This window comes from Ravibacter arvi (genome assembly GCF_039540405.1).
Lineage (GTDB): Bacteria > Bacteroidota > Bacteroidia > Cytophagales > Spirosomataceae > Ravibacter > Ravibacter arvi.
On record NZ_BAABEY010000018.1, the window covers coordinates 252,383 to 272,381 of the forward strand.

At 51.8% G+C, this 19,999-nt stretch carries 18 protein-coding genes; 8 read left to right on the forward strand and 10 right to left on the reverse strand.

Annotation, left to right across the window (positions count from 1 at the left end; all coding sequences use genetic code 11):
• Positions 1-1,224, reverse strand: a complete 1,224-nt coding sequence (locus tag ABD852_RS09570) for a sugar MFS transporter (RefSeq protein WP_345028180.1) — start codon at positions 1,222-1,224, stop codon at positions 1-3.
• Between the two features lie 343 nt (positions 1,225-1,567).
• Between ABD852_RS09570 and ABD852_RS09575 the strand changes: the two genes are divergently transcribed.
• Together ABD852_RS09575 and folE are read left to right on the forward strand one after the other, a co-directional pair.
• Entirely contained in the window at positions 1,568-1,984 is a 417-nt protein-coding gene (locus ABD852_RS09575) for a 6-pyruvoyl trahydropterin synthase family protein (protein ID WP_345028181.1), read from the forward strand.
• On the forward strand, positions 1,947-2,630 hold the full coding sequence (gene folE, locus ABD852_RS09580) for a GTP cyclohydrolase I FolE (RefSeq protein WP_345028182.1): 684 nt from the start codon (positions 1,947-1,949) through the stop codon (positions 2,628-2,630). The genes ABD852_RS09575 and folE overlap by 38 nt, the downstream gene beginning before the upstream one ends.
• Positions 2,631-2,632: 2 nt before the next feature.
• On the opposite strand, the gene ABD852_RS09585 is transcribed toward folE, so the two are convergent.
• Both ABD852_RS09585 and ABD852_RS09590 read right to left on the reverse strand, forming a co-directional pair.
• Positions 2,633-3,988: a leucine-rich repeat domain-containing protein gene (locus ABD852_RS09585; protein ID WP_345028183.1), complete on the reverse strand. Its 1,356-nt coding sequence runs from the start codon at positions 3,986-3,988 to the stop codon at positions 2,633-2,635.
• Positions 3,989-4,087: 99 nt separating this feature from the next.
• On the reverse strand, positions 4,088-5,119 hold the full coding sequence (locus tag ABD852_RS09590; protein ID WP_345028184.1) for a LacI family DNA-binding transcriptional regulator: 1,032 nt from the start codon (positions 5,117-5,119) through the stop codon (positions 4,088-4,090).
• A 205-nt stretch (positions 5,120-5,324) separates the two neighbouring features.
• Here ABD852_RS09590 and ABD852_RS09595 point away from each other — a divergent pair, with 205 nt between their 5' ends.
• Positions 5,325-7,301, forward strand: coding sequence for a sialate O-acetylesterase (locus ABD852_RS09595; protein WP_345028186.1), 1,977 nt, complete (start codon positions 5,325-5,327; stop codon positions 7,299-7,301).
• A gap of 257 nt (positions 7,302-7,558) precedes the next feature.
• Complete coding sequence (locus ABD852_RS09600; RefSeq protein ID WP_345028189.1) at positions 7,559-8,851, forward strand: hypothetical protein; 1,293 nt, start codon at positions 7,559-7,561, stop codon at positions 8,849-8,851.
• 95 nt (positions 8,852-8,946) lie between these two features.
• Here the strand turns inward: ABD852_RS09600 and ABD852_RS09605 are convergent, their stop codons facing one another.
• From ABD852_RS09605 to uvrC, 7 genes are all read right to left on the reverse strand, one after another.
• On the reverse strand, positions 8,947-9,081 hold the full coding sequence (locus ABD852_RS09605) for a hypothetical protein (RefSeq protein WP_345028190.1): 135 nt from the start codon (positions 9,079-9,081) through the stop codon (positions 8,947-8,949).
• Positions 9,075-9,221, reverse strand: coding sequence for a hypothetical protein (locus ABD852_RS09610; protein ID WP_345028192.1), 147 nt, complete (start codon positions 9,219-9,221; stop codon positions 9,075-9,077). The genes ABD852_RS09605 and ABD852_RS09610 overlap by 7 nt, the downstream gene beginning before the upstream one ends.
• Positions 9,202-9,462 carry a hypothetical protein gene (locus tag ABD852_RS09615; RefSeq protein WP_345028193.1) on the reverse strand — a complete coding sequence of 87 codons (261 nt, stop codon included), beginning with the start codon at positions 9,460-9,462 and terminating at the stop codon, positions 9,202-9,204. The genes ABD852_RS09610 and ABD852_RS09615 overlap by 20 nt, the downstream gene beginning before the upstream one ends.
• Positions 9,463-9,548: 86 nt before the next feature.
• Positions 9,549-11,132 carry a glycerophosphodiester phosphodiesterase family protein gene (locus ABD852_RS09620; protein ID WP_345028194.1) on the reverse strand — a complete coding sequence of 528 codons (1,584 nt, stop codon included), beginning with the start codon at positions 11,130-11,132 and terminating at the stop codon, positions 9,549-9,551.
• Positions 11,132-12,481: an amidohydrolase gene (locus ABD852_RS09625; protein ID WP_345028197.1), complete on the reverse strand. Its 1,350-nt coding sequence runs from the start codon at positions 12,479-12,481 to the stop codon at positions 11,132-11,134. Before ABD852_RS09625 ends, ABD852_RS09620 begins: the two co-directional genes overlap by 1 nt.
• 250 nt (positions 12,482-12,731) lie before the next feature.
• Positions 12,732-14,633, reverse strand: a complete 1,902-nt coding sequence (locus ABD852_RS09630) for an AAA domain-containing protein (RefSeq protein WP_345028198.1) — start codon at positions 14,631-14,633, stop codon at positions 12,732-12,734.
• 42 nt (positions 14,634-14,675) lie between these two features.
• Positions 14,676-16,484, reverse strand: a complete 1,809-nt coding sequence (gene uvrC / locus ABD852_RS09635) for an excinuclease ABC subunit UvrC (RefSeq protein WP_345028199.1) — start codon at positions 16,482-16,484, stop codon at positions 14,676-14,678.
• Between the two features lie 350 nt (positions 16,485-16,834).
• On the opposite strand from uvrC, the gene ABD852_RS09640 reads away from it, so the two are divergent.
• Genes ABD852_RS09640 through ABD852_RS09655 form a run of 4 tightly spaced genes read left to right on the forward strand, consistent with a single transcriptional unit; the run spans position 16,835 to position 19,984 of the window.
• Positions 16,835-17,425, forward strand: coding sequence for a MarC family protein (locus ABD852_RS09640; RefSeq protein ID WP_345028200.1), 591 nt, complete (start codon positions 16,835-16,837; stop codon positions 17,423-17,425).
• 43 nt (positions 17,426-17,468) lie between these two features.
• Positions 17,469-17,936 (forward strand): pyrophosphohydrolase domain-containing protein, encoded by a 468-nt coding sequence (locus tag ABD852_RS09645; RefSeq protein WP_345028203.1) that lies wholly within the window; start codon positions 17,469-17,471, stop codon positions 17,934-17,936.
• 44 nt (positions 17,937-17,980) lie between these two features.
• The gene (pepT, locus tag ABD852_RS09650) at positions 17,981-19,225 is read left to right on the forward strand and encodes a peptidase T (protein WP_345028205.1); all 1,245 of its coding nucleotides are present in this window, start codon (positions 17,981-17,983) and stop codon (positions 19,223-19,225) included.
• A 27-nt stretch (positions 19,226-19,252) separates the two neighbouring features.
• Positions 19,253-19,984: a tRNA1(Val) (adenine(37)-N6)-methyltransferase gene (locus ABD852_RS09655; RefSeq protein WP_425568797.1), complete on the forward strand. Its 732-nt coding sequence runs from the start codon at positions 19,253-19,255 to the stop codon at positions 19,982-19,984.
• Positions 19,985-19,999 lie beyond the last annotated feature (15 nt).

A 19,999-nucleotide genomic window follows, 5' to 3' on the forward strand; every position in this document is an offset into this window, starting at 1 on the left:
CTACCAGGATCTTTTTTTGTGTCCAACCAAAGCATAAAACAGGATGTACCCGTATAGCGGCAGTAGCAGCCAGTAGGCCTGTTGCGTGCTGCCGATGCTGTCAGCAATAGCGCCGTAAACCATAGGCAGTACGGCACCACCGGAGATCCCCATAATCAGGAGCGCCGAGGCTGTCTTTGTGAATTTTCCGAGCCCGTCGAGTGCGAGCGGCCAAAGTGCCGGCCACACCAGCGCATGGGCAAAGCCCAGCAGGGCAATACAGTAAACCGAGGTAATACCGGCAGTGAAAATAGCGAACAATGAAAACGCGATTCCCATAAAGCCCGAGGCAATGAGGTAGGTGGTCTGCGAAATGAATTTCGGGATCAGAACTACCCCTAACAGATAACCGATGGTCATTCCCCAAAGTGTAAAGAGACCGAATTTGCTGGCCTGTTCTTCCGGGAAACCGAGGGAAATACCATAGCTGATAACCGTGTCGGCAGCGATTACTTCAACGCCTACGTAACAGAAAATAGCCACGATGCCGAGGATCAGGTTGGGAAATTGCCAGATGCTGTTTTTTTGCACGGACGATTTGGAATCGGCAACTGTCTCTTCTTCGGCTTCCAGTTCCGGAAGTCCTTTCGTCGTGCGCACCACCAGGGCGAGAAGCACAAGAACGCCCGTAAGGATCATGTAGGGAACTTCCACCTTTTTCAGCTCTTCCTGTGCGGAAACGGCTACCGCCCCACCGCCGAGAAGGATGCCGGCGAAGATCATCTGGCTGAAGACCCCGGCCATTTTGTTGGCGATCCCCATGAAGCTGATACGTTGTGCGGCGCTTTCCTTAGGACCAAGAATGGTTACGTAGGGATTTGATGCGGTTTGCAGCAGGGTTAAACCGATACCGATGGTGAATAAGCCGGCGAGGAACATGGGGTAGGAGGCGATTTGAGCCGCCGGGATGAAAATAAGGGTACCCACAGCCATAACGAGCAGGCCGAGTGCCATCCCGTTTTTGAACCCGATCTTGTTGATTACCATCGACGAAGGCAGGGCCATGATGGTGTATGAGATAAAGAAAGCGAAGGTTACCAGGTAGGAACCCGCGTTATCCAGATTGAATGCTTTTTTAAAGAAGGAAATCAGGGTTGCGTTGACCCAGGTGACAAAACCGAACACAAAGAACAGAACGCCAATGATGATCAGAGGGCCTAAGTATTTATTTTTTTGGGTACTCATCAGTTATGTGATTGGGTAAGTTATAGATTCTCTTGCTTCGGTTGCGAACTTTTATAGATGCGGGCTTGTTGTACCCTCGGATGGGTTCGGCACCGCGAATGTACTAAAGAAAGTGTTTTCCGTGCTAATTGTGGGTCAAACTAGTTAAAAATAGGGACCGATTGCCCGGGGTGTCGTTATTTTTGCGACCTTCGACGCTGCTGAACCGAAGTTTGATTTTCGTTTTTTGACGAAAATGCCAGTTGAAAAGTCTTTGGAATGCTTCGCCTCGTTCCGAACCTTGGAATGTGTTGTACACAAACTTTGTAACGACATTGTAAGGAATTATTTATAGTCAGTAAATATGTCCGAAAAGATAGTTTCTGTTTTTCGAAAGGAAGGCTTTAACGCTGCGCATCGCCTGCATAACCCTGCCTGGTCGGATGCGAAGAACCAGGCCGTGTTCGGGAAATGTAATAACCCCAATTTTCACGGGCATAACTACGATGTCATTGTACAGGTGACGGGGCCGGTTGATCCGGAAACCGGCTATGTAATGGACATGAAACTGCTCAGCGACCTGATGCAGGTTCATGTGGTAGAGAAATTTGACCACCGTAACCTGAATATTGAGGTAGCGGAATTTCAGACTGTGATGCCCTCGGCAGAGAATATAGCCATCGTGATACACGATTTGCTCCGGCCGCACATTGACCCGAATTTGAATTTGAAAATCAGATTGTATGAAACAGAACGGAACTTCGTCGAGTATCCTGCTTGATGACCAGGTCGAAGAAAAAGGCGACCAGCATCATTTTGCATCTTTGGAAACACCGATGCGGGAAGACGCTTTTCGTTTGGACGACGAGCTTAAAATTGAGCTGATCGGCGAGCATTTCAAGAGTATTATGGAGATTCTGGGGCTTGATCTGAATGACGACAGCCTGAAGGGAACTCCGGCGCGGGTGGCAAAAATGTACGTGAAAGAAGTGTTCAGCGGGTTAAACCCGGTGAATAAACCCGCAGTCACCCTGTTCGATAATAAATACAGGTATAACCAGATGCTGGTGGAGAAAGACATTACCGTTTTTTCAAACTGCGAGCATCATTTTGTTCCCATTTTTGGCAGGGCGCACGTCGCCTATATTTCCAGCGGGAAGGTGATCGGACTTTCCAAGCTCAACCGGATTGTACAGTATTTCTCCAAGCGGCCGCAGGTGCAGGAGCGCCTGACGGTTCAGATCGCCAACGAGCTCAGGCAGGTGCTTGATACCGAAGATATAGCAGTACTTATTGATGCCAGGCACATGTGCGTATGTATGCGCGGTGTGGAAGATCATGCGAGCACTACCATTACCTCCTATTATGGCGGGAAGTTTCAGAAAGAAGAAACCCGTAGTGAATTTCTCAGGTACCTGAACCTGTAGCTTCAGTAGAAGATTTCCCCGTTGCGTTGTTCGACAGTTTCAATCTGTCGGTTAAACTGTACGTCTCTTTCTTTTTGCAGGAAAGGGTTGCCGCGCAAAAAGATCCTGTCCAGGTTCATGAGCTCGGTCAGCGCCGGGGGAAAGGCCGGTAGCTTGTTGCCCGAAAGATCGAGCTCTTTCAGGTTTTTTAAATGGTTTACGGGTAGGGGATAGCTGTAAAACCAGTTGTAGCCTATGTCCAGTACGCCCAGGCTGTCGAGTGCGCCTATACTCTCAGGCAGTTTGCTCAGCCGGTTGTGGTGCAGGTACAGGTACTGCAGCTTTTTTAAGTTGCCCATGTTTTCCGGCAGTTTCTCCAGCCGGTTGTTGGCCGCTGCCAGGTGGGTGAGCCGGCTGAGCCGGGTAATGGCCGCCGGCAATGCTTCCAGTTCGTTGTAGTAAAGGTCCAGTACCTGCAGGTTTTTTGCCAGTCTGATATGGGGCGAAAGCGATTTGAGCTTGCAGGCGTACAGGTTGAGATCTTCGATGCGACGGAGGCGCCGGAAATCCTTTTTGCGTAAATCCAGCTGGGGATTGAAACCCAGCCACACCGATTCCAGTTGACGTAGTTTTTTCAGCGCTGCCGGTGAATGCTTCAGTTTTACCGTTTGCAGGTTGATCCGTTTGAGACGGGACTTACCTTTCAGCTTCAGTTGCGTCAAAGGGTTGGAGTGAAGCATAAGCGTCTCCAGGCGCGGAAATTTGTCGAGCCGGAACCGGGCGCTTGTCAGTTGATTGGCCTCCAGGGAAAGAACTTTGAGATTTGGAAATCTATAGATTTCTTCAGGCACCTGCCTGAGATCAAGCCCGCCGAGATTGATGGTGGTAATTTTTTCGGGTAAGGGATACGCCCGTAATTCTTCCAGGGTGGTCAGGGTAGTGCTGTCGGATTTTGGCCTTAACCGTGTGGGTTGCCTCACACCCTTTGTCCCGAAAAAGAAGTTGAAGAGGTACTTCCTGTCAACGCCGGTCATTTGCCAGCTCGAAAAAGCCGGGCCCAGCTCATGCTGCATTATGCGGACAAGAACCTCCTTTTTTATGTCATCTCCGTGGACTTCGTATACCAGGTAGTCGATTTTCCCTTTGTCGCCGACAAAAACCCTCAGCATTACCCTTTGCGAATTGGCCGAATACCTGGGAAAGGCGGCGTCCAGTATTTCCTGGAAGCTTGCGGCCAGTTCTTTTCCAAGCTGGACCGGACCGGCCTGGTAATCTTTCATCCAGCCCTGATCCTGAGCGGAGAGCTCATCTTCCGACACGATCGTCTGCCCCATACAAGGGTACGACAGTATAAACAATACCAGCAGTTTTTTCAGCATGTCAACTAATAAATTAATTAAATAACTATTTATTTAGTTTTCAAATATATAATTTTTGCTTACTTCTTTAAAATTTACGGTAAATAATTTGGGGTAGTCCTACTTCTTCGTCGAATCCCTGACAAACAACTCGCCGGACAACACGGCGGTTTCGCCGGGAAAGTTTTCCTTCTTTATATGTTTCAGAAGCAATTCGCAGCTTTTTCTACCGATTTCGTAGGCAGGTTCAGCTACGGAGGACAGAGTGGGGGTGACAATTTCTGCTACGGGGTCATTGGTAAAGCCGATAACGCCCATTTCCGCTCCGACCACGATGTCGTTTGTCCGGCAAGCGAGCATGGCGCCTATAGCTTTTGGGTCGTTTACAGCAAATATAGCGTCGGGACGTTCGCTCATTGCGGAGAGCAGCAGAGTATCCTCAAAGCCGTGTTGCCTGGAGAAACCGGAATGAATCACCCAATCCGGATTAAGCTGGATCTGTGCGTCCCGGAGTGCAGCGACAAAACCTGCCAGCCGGTCTTCAGTAAGCTGCAGCCCGGAGGGGCCTGTGATGTGGGCCAGCCGTCGGTAGCCTTGCCGGACCAGGTGAGTGGTGGCACGGTAAGCACCGTTAAAATCGTCCTGCACGACCTTGGAGGTATTGATTTCGGACGGTACCCGGTCAAAAAAGACAATGGGAAGGCCATCTTCCATCAGCTCCGCAAATAATTCGTAATCAGTTGTTTCCGAGGAAAGGCAAATAAGGAGACCGTCTACGCTGTGGACCGAGAGGTTACGGAGAATGTCGGCTTCTGAGCTGCTGCTGTCATCCGATATATATAAGACCAGTTGGAAGTCATTTTCCCTGGCTACGTCCTTCATGCCGGTAATGACAGTGGAGAAGTAGTAATTGGTGATGGCTGGAATAACGACGCCGATTTTCTTGGTACTGCTTTTTACCAGGCCGGTGGCATTGAGGTTGGGCCTGTATTTCAGCTGTGCAGCCATTTCCAGGACCTTTGACCGCGTTTCCTGGCCCACATCATAAGTATCTCGTATCGCTCTCGACACGGTAGAGACAGAAATATTCAATGCTTTCGCAATGTCTTTGATTGTGGTCGGCCTTTTTCTGTTTTTTCCCTGTCGTAGCATGAGCGTATGAATTTTCACCGTGTGTACCCAACAATAGAGAAATCCGGCATTTTAGGTAAAGATACCCGTATCCGTTCAAACTAGTAGAAACGAATTGGTAAAAGCCTGCATTTCCAAAAAGGTAGCCTTTTGGCAATCTCCCGTTTTTTTTACATTTTCACGACGTTTTATTTTACATCGTTTTGCTTTCTTATATCAAGCCGGTATGTCGAGGATATCCCTTTCAATTTCACTTTTATTAGTCCTGGTTCAATTTTCGCTCCAAGCGGAAGTGCGTCTGCCGCACCTTTTTGGTGACCATATGGTGCTTCAGCGAAACAAACCAATCCCGGTTTGGGGTTGGGCGGATCCCGGTGAAAAGGTGTCGGTCTCGCTTGTAAAGACGGGAGCAAATGAAAAGTCACTGACCGTAAAGGCCGATAAAGACGGTAAATGGCGTATTGATCTGCCTGCAAAAGAAGCCGGCGGACCTTATGACCTGGTGGTAAAAGGAAAAAGGAATTCGCTGACCGTTGGCGATGTGTTCATCGGTGAAGTCTGGATTTGCTCCGGGCAGTCGAACATGGCCTGGACGGTAAATGCAGTAACCAACGCGGAGCAGGAAAAACAGTCGGCTGATTTTCCTATGATTCGTCATATTACGATCCCGAGGGTAATTTCCCTGAAAGAGGAGGAAGATATCAAAGAAACCCCGTGGGTAGTGGCAGGACCGGCAACGGTGGGAGACTTTTCGGCCGTGGGCTTCTTTTTTGCCCGCGAGCTTTTTAAAGACCTGGAAGTACCCATCGGGCTGGTGAATACGTCGTGGGGCGGTACGCAGATTGAATCCTGGATCAGTCGTGAAGGAGTGGACAGTTTCGATGAGTTTGCCGGGATTACCGCTAAGCTGCCGGCCAGCGTGGAAGAGTTGAACGAGCGGCGGAAAAAACTCCTGTTGGACAAGATTTCAGCTGAGCAGGGGGCGCTTCCCGATGCTTCGGAGGCCCGGCGCTTCTCTGAAGCGGCCTTCGATGACAGCGGCTGGAAATCGTTAACGCTTCCTGTAGTGTTTGACCTCCAGTTGTTGCCCTATTTCGACGGTACGATCTGGGTGCGTAAAACGATTGATGTGCCTGCGTTTGAAAGCAACGGCCCCGCGCTGCTTAGCCTGGGAGTGATGGCCGATGCGGATGAGACCTATATAAATGGTGTGAAAATAGGGGAGACCCCCCTTAAAAATAAAATGCCTAGGTTTTACCACATCCCGGCCAACGTGCTGAAATCCGGTAAAAATACGATTGCCATCAGAATTCGGGATACAGAAGGAAGCGGCGGGTTTTCAGGCAGAGCCGACCAGATGCTGCTGGTGCAGGGGCAAACCCAGGTCGCTTTGGACGGGGACTGGAAGTACCGGGTGGCCGAGGTGATCGATAATAAGCAATTTACCGGGCCCAACCATGCTGCGACACTGCTTTTTAATTCTATGGTTGCGCCGCTGGTGCCCTACGCCCTCCAGGGAGTCATCTGGTACCAGGGAGAATCCAATGCCGGAAGGGCCGTACAGTACCGTAAATCCTTCCCGCTCATGATTTCGGATTGGCGAAGGAAATGGAAGGAGGAATTCCCGTTCCTGTTTGTACAGCTTGCAAGCTTCAAGGCCGCCGGTGGAAACAGTGAGACGGGAAGCACCTGGGCGGAACTGAGGGAAGCGCAGACACAAACGTTGGCTTTGCCCAAAACGGGTATGGCCGTGATCAATGACATTGGCGAACGTGACGACATACACCCGAGGAACAAACAGGATGTGGGCAAGCGACTGGCGTTGAACGCGTTTAAAGTTGCTTACGGCAAAGATGTTCTTTTCAGCGGCCCGACGTTCAGGGAAATGAAGAAGGAGGGAAATGCGATTTCCGTTGCTTTCGATCATACCGGGAAAGGCCTGGTTGCGGGCACCGATAAATACGGTTACCTGAAAGGGTTTGAAGTGGCGGGCGAGGACCAGAAATTTCATTGGGCGAAGGCCGAGATTTCAGGCGATAAAGTAGTGGTGTGGGCTGACAACGTTCCGAACCCGGTTGCGGTAAGGTACGGATGGGCCGATGACAACCTGGAGGCCAACCTGTTTAACGCGGAGGGATTGCCGGCGCAACCGTTCCGGACTGACGACTGGAAAGCAGTTACCGCCGAAAATAAATTTAAGTGATTAGGAGTGAGCGGTGAGGTGCAAGCCTGCATCCGCAATAAGACACCCGACGACACAACCCTCAACTCTCATAACCCGCCTGCAGCGGCCTTCAGCATCAAAGTCCGGGTACTGCCAAATATTCCTTGCAGTACCCGGACTTTTTTATAGTCATTTTGACCCGCAATGCCGTATATAGGTGTGAGCTGTGAGGCGTAAGCTATTACCCTTCCTACATACCTCAAACCTCATACCTCACCCCTCAAACCTCACCCCTCATGAAAAAAACAGATACTTTTCCCGCAATATTGTTAACCGGCCTGGCATTGGGAACTGCGTGGGCTGTAAGAGGCCAGTTTGGTCACGAGCACGGTGCGACATGGGCGGGAGGAATAGGTTGCCTTACCCTGCTCTTACTTTCCAAGCGGAAGGACTGGATCGCATCAGCACTACCGGTCACCCTGGCGGGGGCCTTAGGCTGGGGGATAGGAGGGGTGGCAAGCTATGGCAAGGTAGTGGGTTACGCAAGAAGCACTGACTTTGGTAATGTGTATTATGGGTTGCTGATGCTGCTGATTATAGGCGGATTGTTCGGTTTCCTGGGCGGCGGATTGTTTGGAATCGCTTTGAGTACCCCTAAAAACAGGAAAGGGATTCCGTGGCACAAGCTGATCACGGAGATGGTGATCGGGGCAATCGTGACTTACTTTTTTGTAGTAGAGCAATTTGGCTGGCGGATGACACCTCCGCGGTCTGAGCTTTGGGCCGGATGTCTGGGCATGGCGTTTGCTGCCGCCTGGTACATGGTCCGGCAGGAAATGTACGCAGCCCTGAGGGTGGCGTTGTTCACTTCGTTCGGAGCGGGCTTCGGTTTTGCCTTCGGGAATTTTCTCCAGGTGCTCGGGAGTGTATCGGAACTGAAGTTCAATTTCTGGAATGTCATGGAGTACAGCATCGGTTTTTTTGGCGGTACTTCGATGGCCTATTCGGTTCTTACGTCGAAGTGGGAAGAAAAAGATCAGGGAGCCGGAAAGGTTGTCCACCAGTTGCCGCTCATTATCCTGATGGCCGTAGTTCCCTTTATCATGTGGCAGCAAAACGTGGGGACCGAAAAGCTGCACGCGCGTTTTTCCGGGTTGCACGAAGGGTTTCCCTATTGGGTGTCCGGTCTGGTGAACTGGGGGCCTTACTTTCTTTTTTTCGGGTTGACTTACCTGATGTCCCGCAAAGGCAGCTCGTTACGTTCCTTTGAAGGGATGTTTAGCTTTTACAAGGTCTACTTCGGGCTGTACATCCTTTTGAGCATCCTGGTGACGGGGGCTTTCTTCTCCCTGTACCGGGTAGAGCAGTACCTGTACCTGCTGAATTTCATCCCGATCATTTACCTGGTGCCAAGAATAGCACCTGGTTGGAAAAACGACCTTCCGGCCCCGGTAAATTACAAGCTGAATTTAATCTGGCTACTGATTTTTCTCGCCATTCTGGCGGTGTTGGCGGCCAATAGCCATCCGAATGACCTCGGCGGCGCAAATTATCGTTTCGGCCCGAAGGCCAACCTGGAAGCTGAGTGATTCGTCGTGCCATTCTCACCGAACGGGCTATTCTGACTGGACGGGTATTCAGACCGGAGGGTCACTCTGACCGGAGGGTCACTCTGACCGGAGGGTCATCCCGACCGCAGCGGAGGGATCTCCCTTTCCCTGCACCCAATCCCTTTCAGAGGGCTTTTTTCTACCAACAGGAGATCCTTCAGTTCCACTGCGTTCCATTCAGGATGACCATCCGGCAGAAGCGCTACCATTGACAACAACAGGTTTGGTGGCGCTCTAACCGGAGGGTCATCCCGACCGCAGCGGAGGGATCTCCCTTTCCCTGCACCCAATCCCTTTCAGAGGGCTTTTTTCTACCAACAGGAGATCCTTCAGTTCCATTGCGTTCCATTCAGGATGACCATCCGGCAGATGCGCTGCCATTGACAACAACAGGTTTGGCGCCGCACCATCCGGAGGGTCATCCCGACCGCAGCGGAGGGATCTCCCGCTCCCTGCACCAAATCCATTTCAACGGGCTTTTTAGTACCAACAGGAGATCCTTCGACTCCGCTGCGCTCCGCTTCAGGATGACCGTCCGGGTGGTAGCCTCCGGCTACCATTGACTTCCATTGACAACATCTATTTGTCATCTCCGCTACAAGGTGTTTTCGCAAAAAACTTCTTTCTCAGAATGACCGTCCGGGTGACGACCTAAAAACGTTTTCCCGGCGGCAGGTTACTTTCCTTTCACCGCTTGCTTCAGGCGATCTGTCTGTATGACGTCTACCCCTATTTCTGCGGCTTTCCGGTAATTTTTGCGCTTGTCATGGAACACGAGCAGGTCGGTGAATACCCGGATGCCATAGGCATGAACGGCTTCAACTAACCCTTTATCGAGTTGTTTCCAGTCAATGTCAAAAGCATAAGGCCTTAAGCGGGCTGCTTTTGCGTCCAATTCAGCTGCAGACCGGAGTGCAGGCATGAGTCTCGCCGCCGGCTCAACTTCACGGAGTCGGGAAAGAAAATCATCCGAACCGTAAAATACCGAGTGCCGGACTAGATCCGACGCCTTGAGTATTTCTATAAGCTGCCCGGGGTCGACATTTTTGCAGTCCACATACAAGCAGGCCGGAACAGTACTTGTGCGGTTCCACTCCGATACGGTTTCGGCCACCTCTTGAAGCGTGGGGACACGTTGTTTCCCCGACCGTTTCACATAGGCCTGCTTGATCTCCCGGAGTGTAAAATCCCTTACGGCGCCTTTCAGATTGGTGGTTCGCTTCAATGTCCCGTCGTGCATGATTACAATTTCGTTGTCTTTTGTTGTGCGCACGTCCACTTCCAGGTAATTGGCTCCCCGGCTAAGTGCTTCCCGCATGCCGGCAATTGTGCTTTCAGGAGCCCGGCGCCGCCATTTGGAACGGTGGGCCGTATAAAGCATTTTCTTTTCAGCGCTTCCGGTAAGATTGCCGGCGAAATCGGGGCGCTTTCCCATTTGGTGCAGCAGCCCTTTCAGCAGTTGAGGCTCATCGGTCTGAACTATATTGGCGCCGTGCGCCAGCAGCGGCTCAAGTGCCGAACGGCCGAGCCCGGCGGCTATTGCCCGGTCGGTTTCACCCAGGGCATTGATCCAGATGCGCGCTTTTTTTGACTTGATCAGGCTGGCGGTTTCAGCGGTGTTGAAAGTGGGGTCAATGTGCAGCACAACAGGGAAAAAGGTATTCAGCATTTCACGGGCGGATGCCAGATCGTCGCCACGCGGCATTACCATCAGCTTGCTGATTTTCCGGACCCGCTTCAGGACTTCGGGGTCGCCGTCGAAGACAAAAACTATTTCCTGGGTACCCGTTTTATTGATTACTTCCACGACAGCCTCCACGTCATCCGTTTTCATATCCAGGTCTACAAGGATTTTTCCCTTTGCTTCCCGTAAGGCTTCTTCCAGCGTCGGAATCCGCTCCTCCGTAGGCTGCCCGTTATGGAGCAGAAAAAGGCTTCTGAGTGCTTGCCAGCTCATTTTTTCGGGATCTCCTTTCCCGGTGGTGGTCCGGTTAATGGTCCGGTCGTGCATAAGGAAAGGAACGCCGTCTGCACTGGTTTTTACGTCAATTTCGATAATGTCGACGCCGGTTTGAATGGCGTGACGGATTGCCGGGATGGAGTTTTCGGGGAAGTCCCGGTGGGAAGCCCGGTGTGCCGCGACCAGCACGGTTTCGGATTCCGGGTTCAACAGCAGTTTTCGCAATTGGGCAGAATGATCCTGGGCCGGAATCGGAAGGGTAATAAGGGCAAGAAGGGCGCCCAGCAAAAGGGTACGCATTAGGGTGAAATCAATTTGTGTTTACTTTGAAGAAAATCTACCGCCAGGGTGGCCAGGCTTTTTACGCCCAGGACAAAGCTGGCTTCGTCTATATAAAAATCGGGAGTGTGATGGGGCGGAGCCTCTTCTAAGGGAATCCCGGGTTTCTTGGCGCCGAGGAAAAAGAAAAGGCCCGGTACTTTTTTCTGGTAATAGCTGAAGTCTTCAGCGCCGGTTTGCAGCGGGAAGATCTGTACCTTGTCGGCGCCGGCTACTTTTTCAAGGGTAGGCACCATAACCTCCGTAAGCTTAGGGTCATTGTAGGTGACCGGGTACATTTTGTCAATCCGGACGTCGGACTTGGCGCCCGCGCTTTGCGCTACATGCGTGGCGATTTCTCCGATGCGCTTGTGGATAAGTTTCTGATGATCGTCGCTGAAAGTACGGATCGTGCCCAGCATCTCTACCGATTCGGGAATAATGTTGTAACGGATACCGCCATGAATAGCGCCTATGGTAACCACCGCTGGAGAACTGGAAATATCCAGGTTGCGGCTGACGATCGTTTGAAGGGAGCTGACAATTTGCGCCGAGGTGACGACCGGGTCCACACTCGTCCAGGGGCGGGCGCCGTGGCTCTGTTTACCGTGAACGGCAATGCGGAATTCGTCGACAGAAGCCATAGTGGCGCCGGGCCGGTACCGGATATGGCCGGACTCTACTACCGAGCTGATATGAAGCCCGAAAATGGCAGTTACCGCCGGGTTTTCCAACACTCCTTCCTCAACCATTTGCTTGGCGCCGTAGGTATCAAGCCCGCTGATGCCTTCTTCCGCAGGTTGGAAAATAAACTTGATGGTGCCGGGAATTTCGTTTTTCCTTTTCGCGAGTATTTCGGCTACGCCCATAAGCATAGCCACGTGCGCATCGTGGCCACAGGCGTGCATGACGCCTGTTTTCTGGTCATTGAAAGTAGTGGTGACGGTCGATTTGAACGGCAGATCTACCCGTTCCGTCACGGGTAAGGCGTCCATATCGGCTCTCAGCGCCACTACCGGCCCTGGTTTTCCGCCTTTCAGCAAGCCTACCACGCCGGTTACGGCAACGCCCTCCTTTACTTCCAATCCGAGGCTTTTGAGATGTGCAGCTACTATCCCCGCTGTCCGGACCTCCTGGTTACCCAGCTCCGGGTGCTGATGAAAATCACGGCGCCAGGCAATCACCTTGGATTCAATTGCCGCGGCATCCCGGCTGATTTCCTGTTTCAGGGCGGATTGACTATAGAGACTTGAAATCGAGCCAATAAAAAAGCCGGTAGCCCAAAGCAGGCCGTTCCGGTGTGGTTTTCGGGACGCAGTAAGATTTTTCATACAGGAAACACGATGACCGCCAATTATAATACGCGGAATGGAACAATCGGACTAGCGGAATAATCATAAAGGTACAGGGCACAAGCCGCAAACAAGCGACCCGCTGGTGCTCATACCTTCTACTTTCGATAAAAATCAAAATCAACGGCCGGTATCAGCGACCAAAGCCTGCGCGGTCCGACCTGCGCGGCCCAACCAACTTCCGATTCCCGACTTCCGATTTCCGACTTCCAACCTAAATTACAAATTCTCAGGAATCCATATACTCCCAGGCGCTGCGATAGAATTCATTTTCCTGTGCATAGGTAATAAACCTCTCGTAAAATGGCTGCGCGCCCAGGGTGCTGCTGTCACCGATTACCACTAACTTTTTCCGGGCACGGGTCATGGCTACATTCATCCTTCGTGTTTCATTGAGGAATCCGGTTTTCCCCTCGGAGTTGCTCCTGACCATCCCTATCACCATTATGTCGCGCTCCTGGCCCTGGAAGCCGTCAATTGTATTAACCGTAAGCTGAGACGACCAGTTGGCATAGTCGGGGTGGGCGGTGACCATAGACTTTAAGCGTTCCACCTGTTGCTTATAAGGCGAAAGCACTCCCACGGTAATTTCGTCGGACCGCGTGTTTTCCAGCTTCAGGCCCCGCAGGTAGTCAAACAATACAGTCACGAGCAATTGCCCTTCTTCGGGATTGACAAAACTTGTGGAAACGGGCTGTTCCTCGAAACCGCAGCCGGCCGTATCTATGAATTCGAGCGGGAGGTCATGGTCAAACAAAGTTTGGGTTCGTACTGATTCATGCGCCTGCAGACGTGACCCGTAGAAGGTTTCGGAGGGGTAGTACATGATTTTCTCATGCATGCGGTACTGTTCATTGAGCAGAACCGTCGCTTCCGGATGATACCCGGCGCATTTTTCCATCAGAGTAAGGGTCAGTCCCTTCCGGGCAGCCTCTTCCGATTTGACAGTGGGCGGGAGCTGCAGGTGATCGCCGGCCAGGATAACCTTTTTTACTTTTAATATCGGTATCCAGCAGGCGGCTTCCAGGGCCTGGCCCGCTTCGTCGATAAGGGCGGTGTCAAAAGAGAGGTCGCGGATGGCATAGTGGTAAGCGCCTACCGGCGTGGCGGCAATAACCTGGGCGCGGTGGAGCTCGTCTTCCGTGATAAAATCTTCCAGGTGGGCAACTTCATGGCTGATGCGCCCGGCTTCTGCAAAAAGTGCCTTGCGTTGCTGCCTTTCCTCCGGGCCGAAATTGCGCTTGTATTTGTGGGCCATGTTCCGGAATTCGGAAGCTCTTTTCTTCAGCTCCCTGATGCGTTTGAAATCTGGGTGAACCGAAATCCGGTGGTCCAGTGTTAACTCCTGGAGTTCGTCGCTCACACGTACCGGGTTCCCGATCCGGACTACCCGGACGCCCTTTTGTGCCAGACGTTCGCACAAAAGGTCAATTGCCGTATTGCTGGGGGCAATGGCAAGCAGCGGTTTGGACGTTTTTTTCAGAAGCTCCAGTGTGGCGGCCACCAGTGTGGTAGTTTTCCCGGTACCGGGAGGCCCGTGCACGATGGCGAGGTCGTTGGCAGAAAGGACTTTATTTACCGCCTCGTTCTGCGACGGGTTCAGATAAGGGAGTATGACAGGCGGAAGTGAGTCATCAAAAGTAGGAACCGCCTTCCCGGTTAATATTCTTGTCAGCCTGTTTTGATCGTAGGTATTCCCGGCCGTAGTAAGGGCCAGTTCCATAGCGTCGTAGCTATCGTCGTCAAAGAGTGCGCGGATTCCCAATTTGCCATGACGGGTCCAGTCGGGGAGCTCATCTACAAAAAGCGTGATGCGCAGCCGATCGCCGCCCACATGCTGAATAATGCCTTTCGCACCAGCTTCATCCGGGTTGTAATTGGAAAACAGCTCGGCCTTTCTGCCGCTCTGAAGGGTGTGGATCAGGTGCTGGTGGGTGGTTCTTTCTACTTCAAGCGAAACATAGCCGCCCCGGCCGGTATCCTGTCCCCGTATGGCGATGGGGTACCAGACAAAGCCGTTTTCGCGCTGCTGCTGAACCCCGGTGTTCCTGATATTCTGTTCATAGGTCTCCTCGTCGACCCGCCGTTCCAATTTCAGCAGGTCCAGTTGTTCTTTGAAATATTCATTCATAAGAACAAAGATACGGAGGTTCGTGCCAGGCCAGGTAGTGCGTTACAACAATGTCCGCTCAAAATGTGCCTTTAGTTTCCCGGCTTTGTCTTTCCCCACCACTTCGGCAATTTCCTCCAGGGAATGTTCCCGGAGCGCTTTCACCGATTTGAAATGTTTCAGAAGTTTGGTTGCAGTAAGCTTGCCGATACCTTCCACACCTTCCAGTTCGCTCACCAGGCTGGTTTTACTGCGGCGGTCGCGGTGGAAAGTAATGGCAAAGCGGTGTGCCTCATCCCGGATCTGCTGGATGAGTTTCAGCGACTCCGAACGTTTGTCGATGTATACCGGCACACTGTCTTCAGGGAAATAAATCTCTTCCAGTCGCTTGGCGATGCCGACGATCGGAACTTTGCCGTAAATCCCCAGGGCTTTCAGTGCGTCGCATGCCGCGCTGAGTTGTCCCTTTCCGCCGTCTACAATAATCAGGTCGGGGAGCGGTTCATTTTCATTGAGGATACGCGTGTAGCGGCGGGTAACAATCTCATGCATCGACGCGAAGTCGTTGGGCCCCTCCACGGTCTTGATCATGAAATGGCGGTAATCTTTCTTGGAAGGCCGGGCGTTTTTAAAGCATACCATGGAGGCGACCGGGTTGGTGCCCTGGATATTGGAGTTGTCAAAACACTCAATATGCCGCGGAAGCGATTTTAGCTGAAGGTCGGCTTTCAGCTTGATCAGTACACGGTCTTTCCGGGAAGTAGTTGCAGTAGTTTCGGCCGCACGCTGCTCAGCTTTTTCGCGGCGATAGAACAGGACGTTTTTAAGGGACAGTTCCACGACTTTGCGCTTGTCGCCGATTTTGGGGACCGAAACGGGTTTATTCAGCTCTCCCTCCGGCATGAGGTTCGACAGTACTTCACGGGCTTCGTCGCCGTAGCGCTGCTGCATTTCCACCAATACCATGGCCAGTAGCTCGGCGTCGCTCTCGTCCATTTTTTTGCGCACCTCCATCGCTTCCGTGGCAATGATATGCCCGTTGGCGACTTTCATGAAATTAAAATAAGCCGATTCTTCATCCGATACTACGGTGAGCACATCCACATCGCCGATTTTTGCGTTGGTAACGGTTGTTTTGTTCTGGTAGTCACCGAGGAGGTCGTACCGGATTTTCCAACGGTGCGCCTCTTCGAATTCCATCCTGGCGGCAGCGTCAGCCATTTTCTGTTTCAGGTAATTTTCTGCGGGAGCAAGGTTCCCTTTAAGAATCTGCCTGATCTGCTCGACCTCAGCCAGGTATTCGGCTTCGGAGACCAGACCTTCGCATGGCCCTTTGCAGTTATTGATGTGGTATTCCAGGCAAACCTTGAACTTGCCGGCCTCTACATTCTCCGGGGAGAGCACCAACTGACAGGACCGTATATTGTACAGGGCGCGAAACATGTCAAACAGCGAGTGCATGGTCCGGACCGACGCGAAAGGGCCGAAGTATTCACCGGTTGAACGGTCTACCTTACGGGTGCTGATAATGCGGGGGAAACGTTCACGCGTAATGCAGATATAGGGATACGTTTTGTCGTCCCGGAGCAGGATGTTAAATCGCGGCTGATAATTCTTGATGAGCTGATTTTCCAGCAAAAGCGCTTCCCATTCGGTGTAGACGATGGTGAACTCAATACGCCGGATCTGGAAAACCAGTTGCCGGGTTTTCCTGCTGTGCTGATTCGAATTGACAAAATAGCTGCTTACCCGGTTGCGGAGATCTTTTGCTTTCCCCACATAAATAATTTCGTCCCGGTCATTGAAATACCTGTAAACGCCCGGTTGATGGGGGATTTGATTAAGTACCGGTTTCGGGTCGAATTTATCCATATAATACGATGCAGTTGGCCCGGCATTTTGTGCAGACAGGCTAAAACGCTACAAAGATACGGCGAAGCAGGGATATACGTTTTTTTGTATCCGGATCCACCATCCGCGCGGCACAACCGAAGGCCGGAGACTGAAATGCCCGGTGAAGCACATTCCTTCGCTAATTTTTTTCAAATTTGTGAAATCAACAAACGAAGAGAACGGCAGGGGGCGGAAATCGGGGACCGGAAATCGGAAATCGGAGATCAGAAATCGGAAATCAGAAATCTGTTTTGCAGCGGCCCGACCTACGCACGATCTGCGGGGCAGGCCCCACACCTCACAGCCCACACCTCAAACCTATCAAACGCATGAACTATTTTAACTTCAAGGAAATTATTTCGGTTACCCTCATTTTGTTTTCAGTGATTGATATTGTAGGCAGTGTGCCGGTGATTGTGAACCTGCGCAAAAAAACCGGTCATGTACAGTCGGAGAAGGCGACGCTGGTGGCGGGCGGGATCATGTTTGCATTTTTGTTTGTGGGCAATCGTATCCTCGGCCTTTTCGGAGTGGATGTCTCGTCGTTTGCCGTTGCCGGGGGACTGATTATTTTTCTTATCGGGATGGAAATGGTGCTCGGCCGTAATATTTTCCATCACGAAGACTTGGAAGCGTCCTCCGCTTCCATCGTTCCGATCGCCTTTCCGCTGATTGCGGGCGCCGGCACTATGACTACGCTGATTTCGCTCCGGGCCGCTTACGAAATACAAAATATCGTTGTGGGGGTGGTGCTTAACCTTATTTTTATATACCTGGTGCTCAAGTCGTCGGGATATATCGAACAAAAGCTGGGAAAGGGCGGATTGGAAGTGATGCGGAAAGTTTTCGGGATTATCCTCCTGGCCATTGCCATAAAACTGATCAAGGACAATTTCTTCCTGGTTCATCAACTGTCTTGAATCCGACTGGCTATATTTGCGGATTCTAAAAATAAGCATTGTAATGAAGTCACCAGATAGTCTCAACCAGGTTGCCGAGTTTCATCAGACCTTTAAACATCCCATTCTTTCGGATCCCGCGATTCCGTCGAAGGAACGTTGCCGCCTTCGCGTGTCGCTCCTGGCGGAGGAGTTGAAGGAACTGGAAGAAGCGATTGAAGATAAAAATATAGTGGAAGTGGCAGACGCGCTTTGCGATCTCCAATATGTATTATCGGGGGCGATCCTTGAGTTTGGTTTGGGCGGGAAATTTAAGGCGCTTTTTGACGAAGTGCAGCGGTCCAATATGTCGAAGGCCTGCCACACGGTGGAGGAAGCCGAGGCTACCGTCAAGCACTATGAAGCGAAGGGAACAGAATGCTACTACAAAGAGGACAACGGGATGTATCTCGTGTACCGAAAAGGGGACGACAAAACCCTGAAAAATATTTACTATTCGCCGGCAGATCTTGCCGGGATCGTGGGCCAATAATGGGTCGTAACTGAGTTGAGCCGGCTGAAAAACTGGTATGTGCTATGACAAAAAATGACACGGTCCTGGAGCGCTTTCTCCGGTACGTACAGATCGATACGCAGTCGGACCCCGCTTCGGATACTTTTCCGAGTACCGAAAAACAGAAAGACCTTGCCCGGGTGCTTGCGGCGGAATTGCTTGAGCTGGGGCTGGAGGATGCCCACATGGATGCGTTCGGATATGTGTACGCCACGCTGCCCGGCAATACGACGAGGACCAACATTCCTGTAATTTGTTTTTGCGCCCATATGGATACTTCGCCTGATGTGACGGGCGCCAATGTCCGTCCGGTTGTTCACAGGAATTACCAGGGTGGGGAAATTGTGTTGCCGGATGATCCCGCCCAGGTTATACGACCGGAAGATCATCCGGATCTTTTTGCCCAGATCGGGAATGACATTGTAACGGCCGGCGGTACTACTCTTCTGGGTGCCGATAACAAGGCGGGAGTGGCGGCCATTATGACAGCGGTATCCTGGCTGCAGGCAGACCCCTCGCGGAAGCATGGTACGATAAAAATACTCTTTACCCCGGACGAGGAGGTGGGGCGGGGAACGGAGCACGTGAACCTTGAGAAACTGGGTGCGGATTATGCCTACACGGTCGACGGTGAAACCCTGGGCAGCCTGGAAGACGAAACTTTTTCGGCCGACAGCGTGCTCCTGGAAGTGTTTGGCGTGAGCACCCACCCGGGTTTTGCATTTGGAAAAATGGAAAATGCAATAAAAATAGCTTCCGACATTGTAAACGCTTTACCGAAAAACCGCCTTTCACCCGAAACTACACAGGACCGGGAGGGGTTTCTTCACCCGGTCAGGTTGGAGGCGCAGCAGGAACACGCGGTACTGGAGCTGATTGTGCGCGATTTTGCCGAAGAGGGGTTGAAGGAAAAGGAAGCGTTTTTGGGAGGACTGGTAGAGGACATTATGGCGCGTTACACCGGTTCTTCCTATAAAATGAAGGTGAAGGCGCAATACCGCAATATGGGAGAAATACTCGCGCAGCATCCTCAGGTCGTGGGGTATGCTCTGAAAGCGATGGAAAAAGCCGGCCTGACGCCGATACGCCGAAGCATCAGGGGCGGTACCGACGGTTCAAGACTGTCCTTTATGGGTTTGCCCTGCCCGAATATTTTTGCCGGCGAACACGCTTTTCACAGCAGGCAGGAATGGGTTTCGGTCCAGGATATGGAAAAGGCAGCACAGGTACTGGTCGAGCTTGCCGGAGTCTGGGAATCAGAAGTATAGGGAGGGGGCTTAAATTACCGAACATCTTTGCCAAGGAATCATTTTTTTAGTTTCAAATCGTTTACGGTTCATCAAAACCTCAGCGCCATGAAGGTGTGTACCGACGCCTGCGTCTTCGGGGCGTGGGCCGATGTGGAGAAAGCCATGCGCATCCTGGACATAGGTACGGGTACAGGCCTGCTTTCGCTTATGGTGGCGCAAAGGAACGAAGAGGCGGGAATTGAGGGTGTCGAGATTGAAGAAGGCGCTTTCCGGCAAACCCAATATAATTTTTCGGAGAGTCCGTTTGCCGGTCGGCTTACCGTTCATCGTTCGGCCGTTCAGGATTTTTTACCACCGGCGCCGTTCGATTGCATTGTCACGAATCCACCCTTTTATCAGAACAGCCTCAAATCGCCGGATGCAAAGGCGAACCTGGCGCACCATTCCGATTCCCTGAGCTTTGCGGACCTTCTGGCCGCCTCAGACCGGTTGCTGGAAACGGGAGGCCGGTGCAGCGTATTATTGCCCTTCGAAGAAAGCCTGGTTTTCGAGAAACTGCACGTACCGTCATATTGGTATTTAACCCGTGAGCTGGTGCTGGCACACCGGCCAGGCCTGTCGCCTTTTCGTCGCATGATGACCTTCAGGAAAGGCATTCCTCCCGTCACGGCTGTCGGGGAGGTAAACCGGGAGCTGTTGTATATTTATGAAGAAAACGGTAAGAATTATGATTCTGCCTTTAAAGCATATCTAAAAGCGTATTATCTGGGGTTTTAAGGGATTAAATTCCGA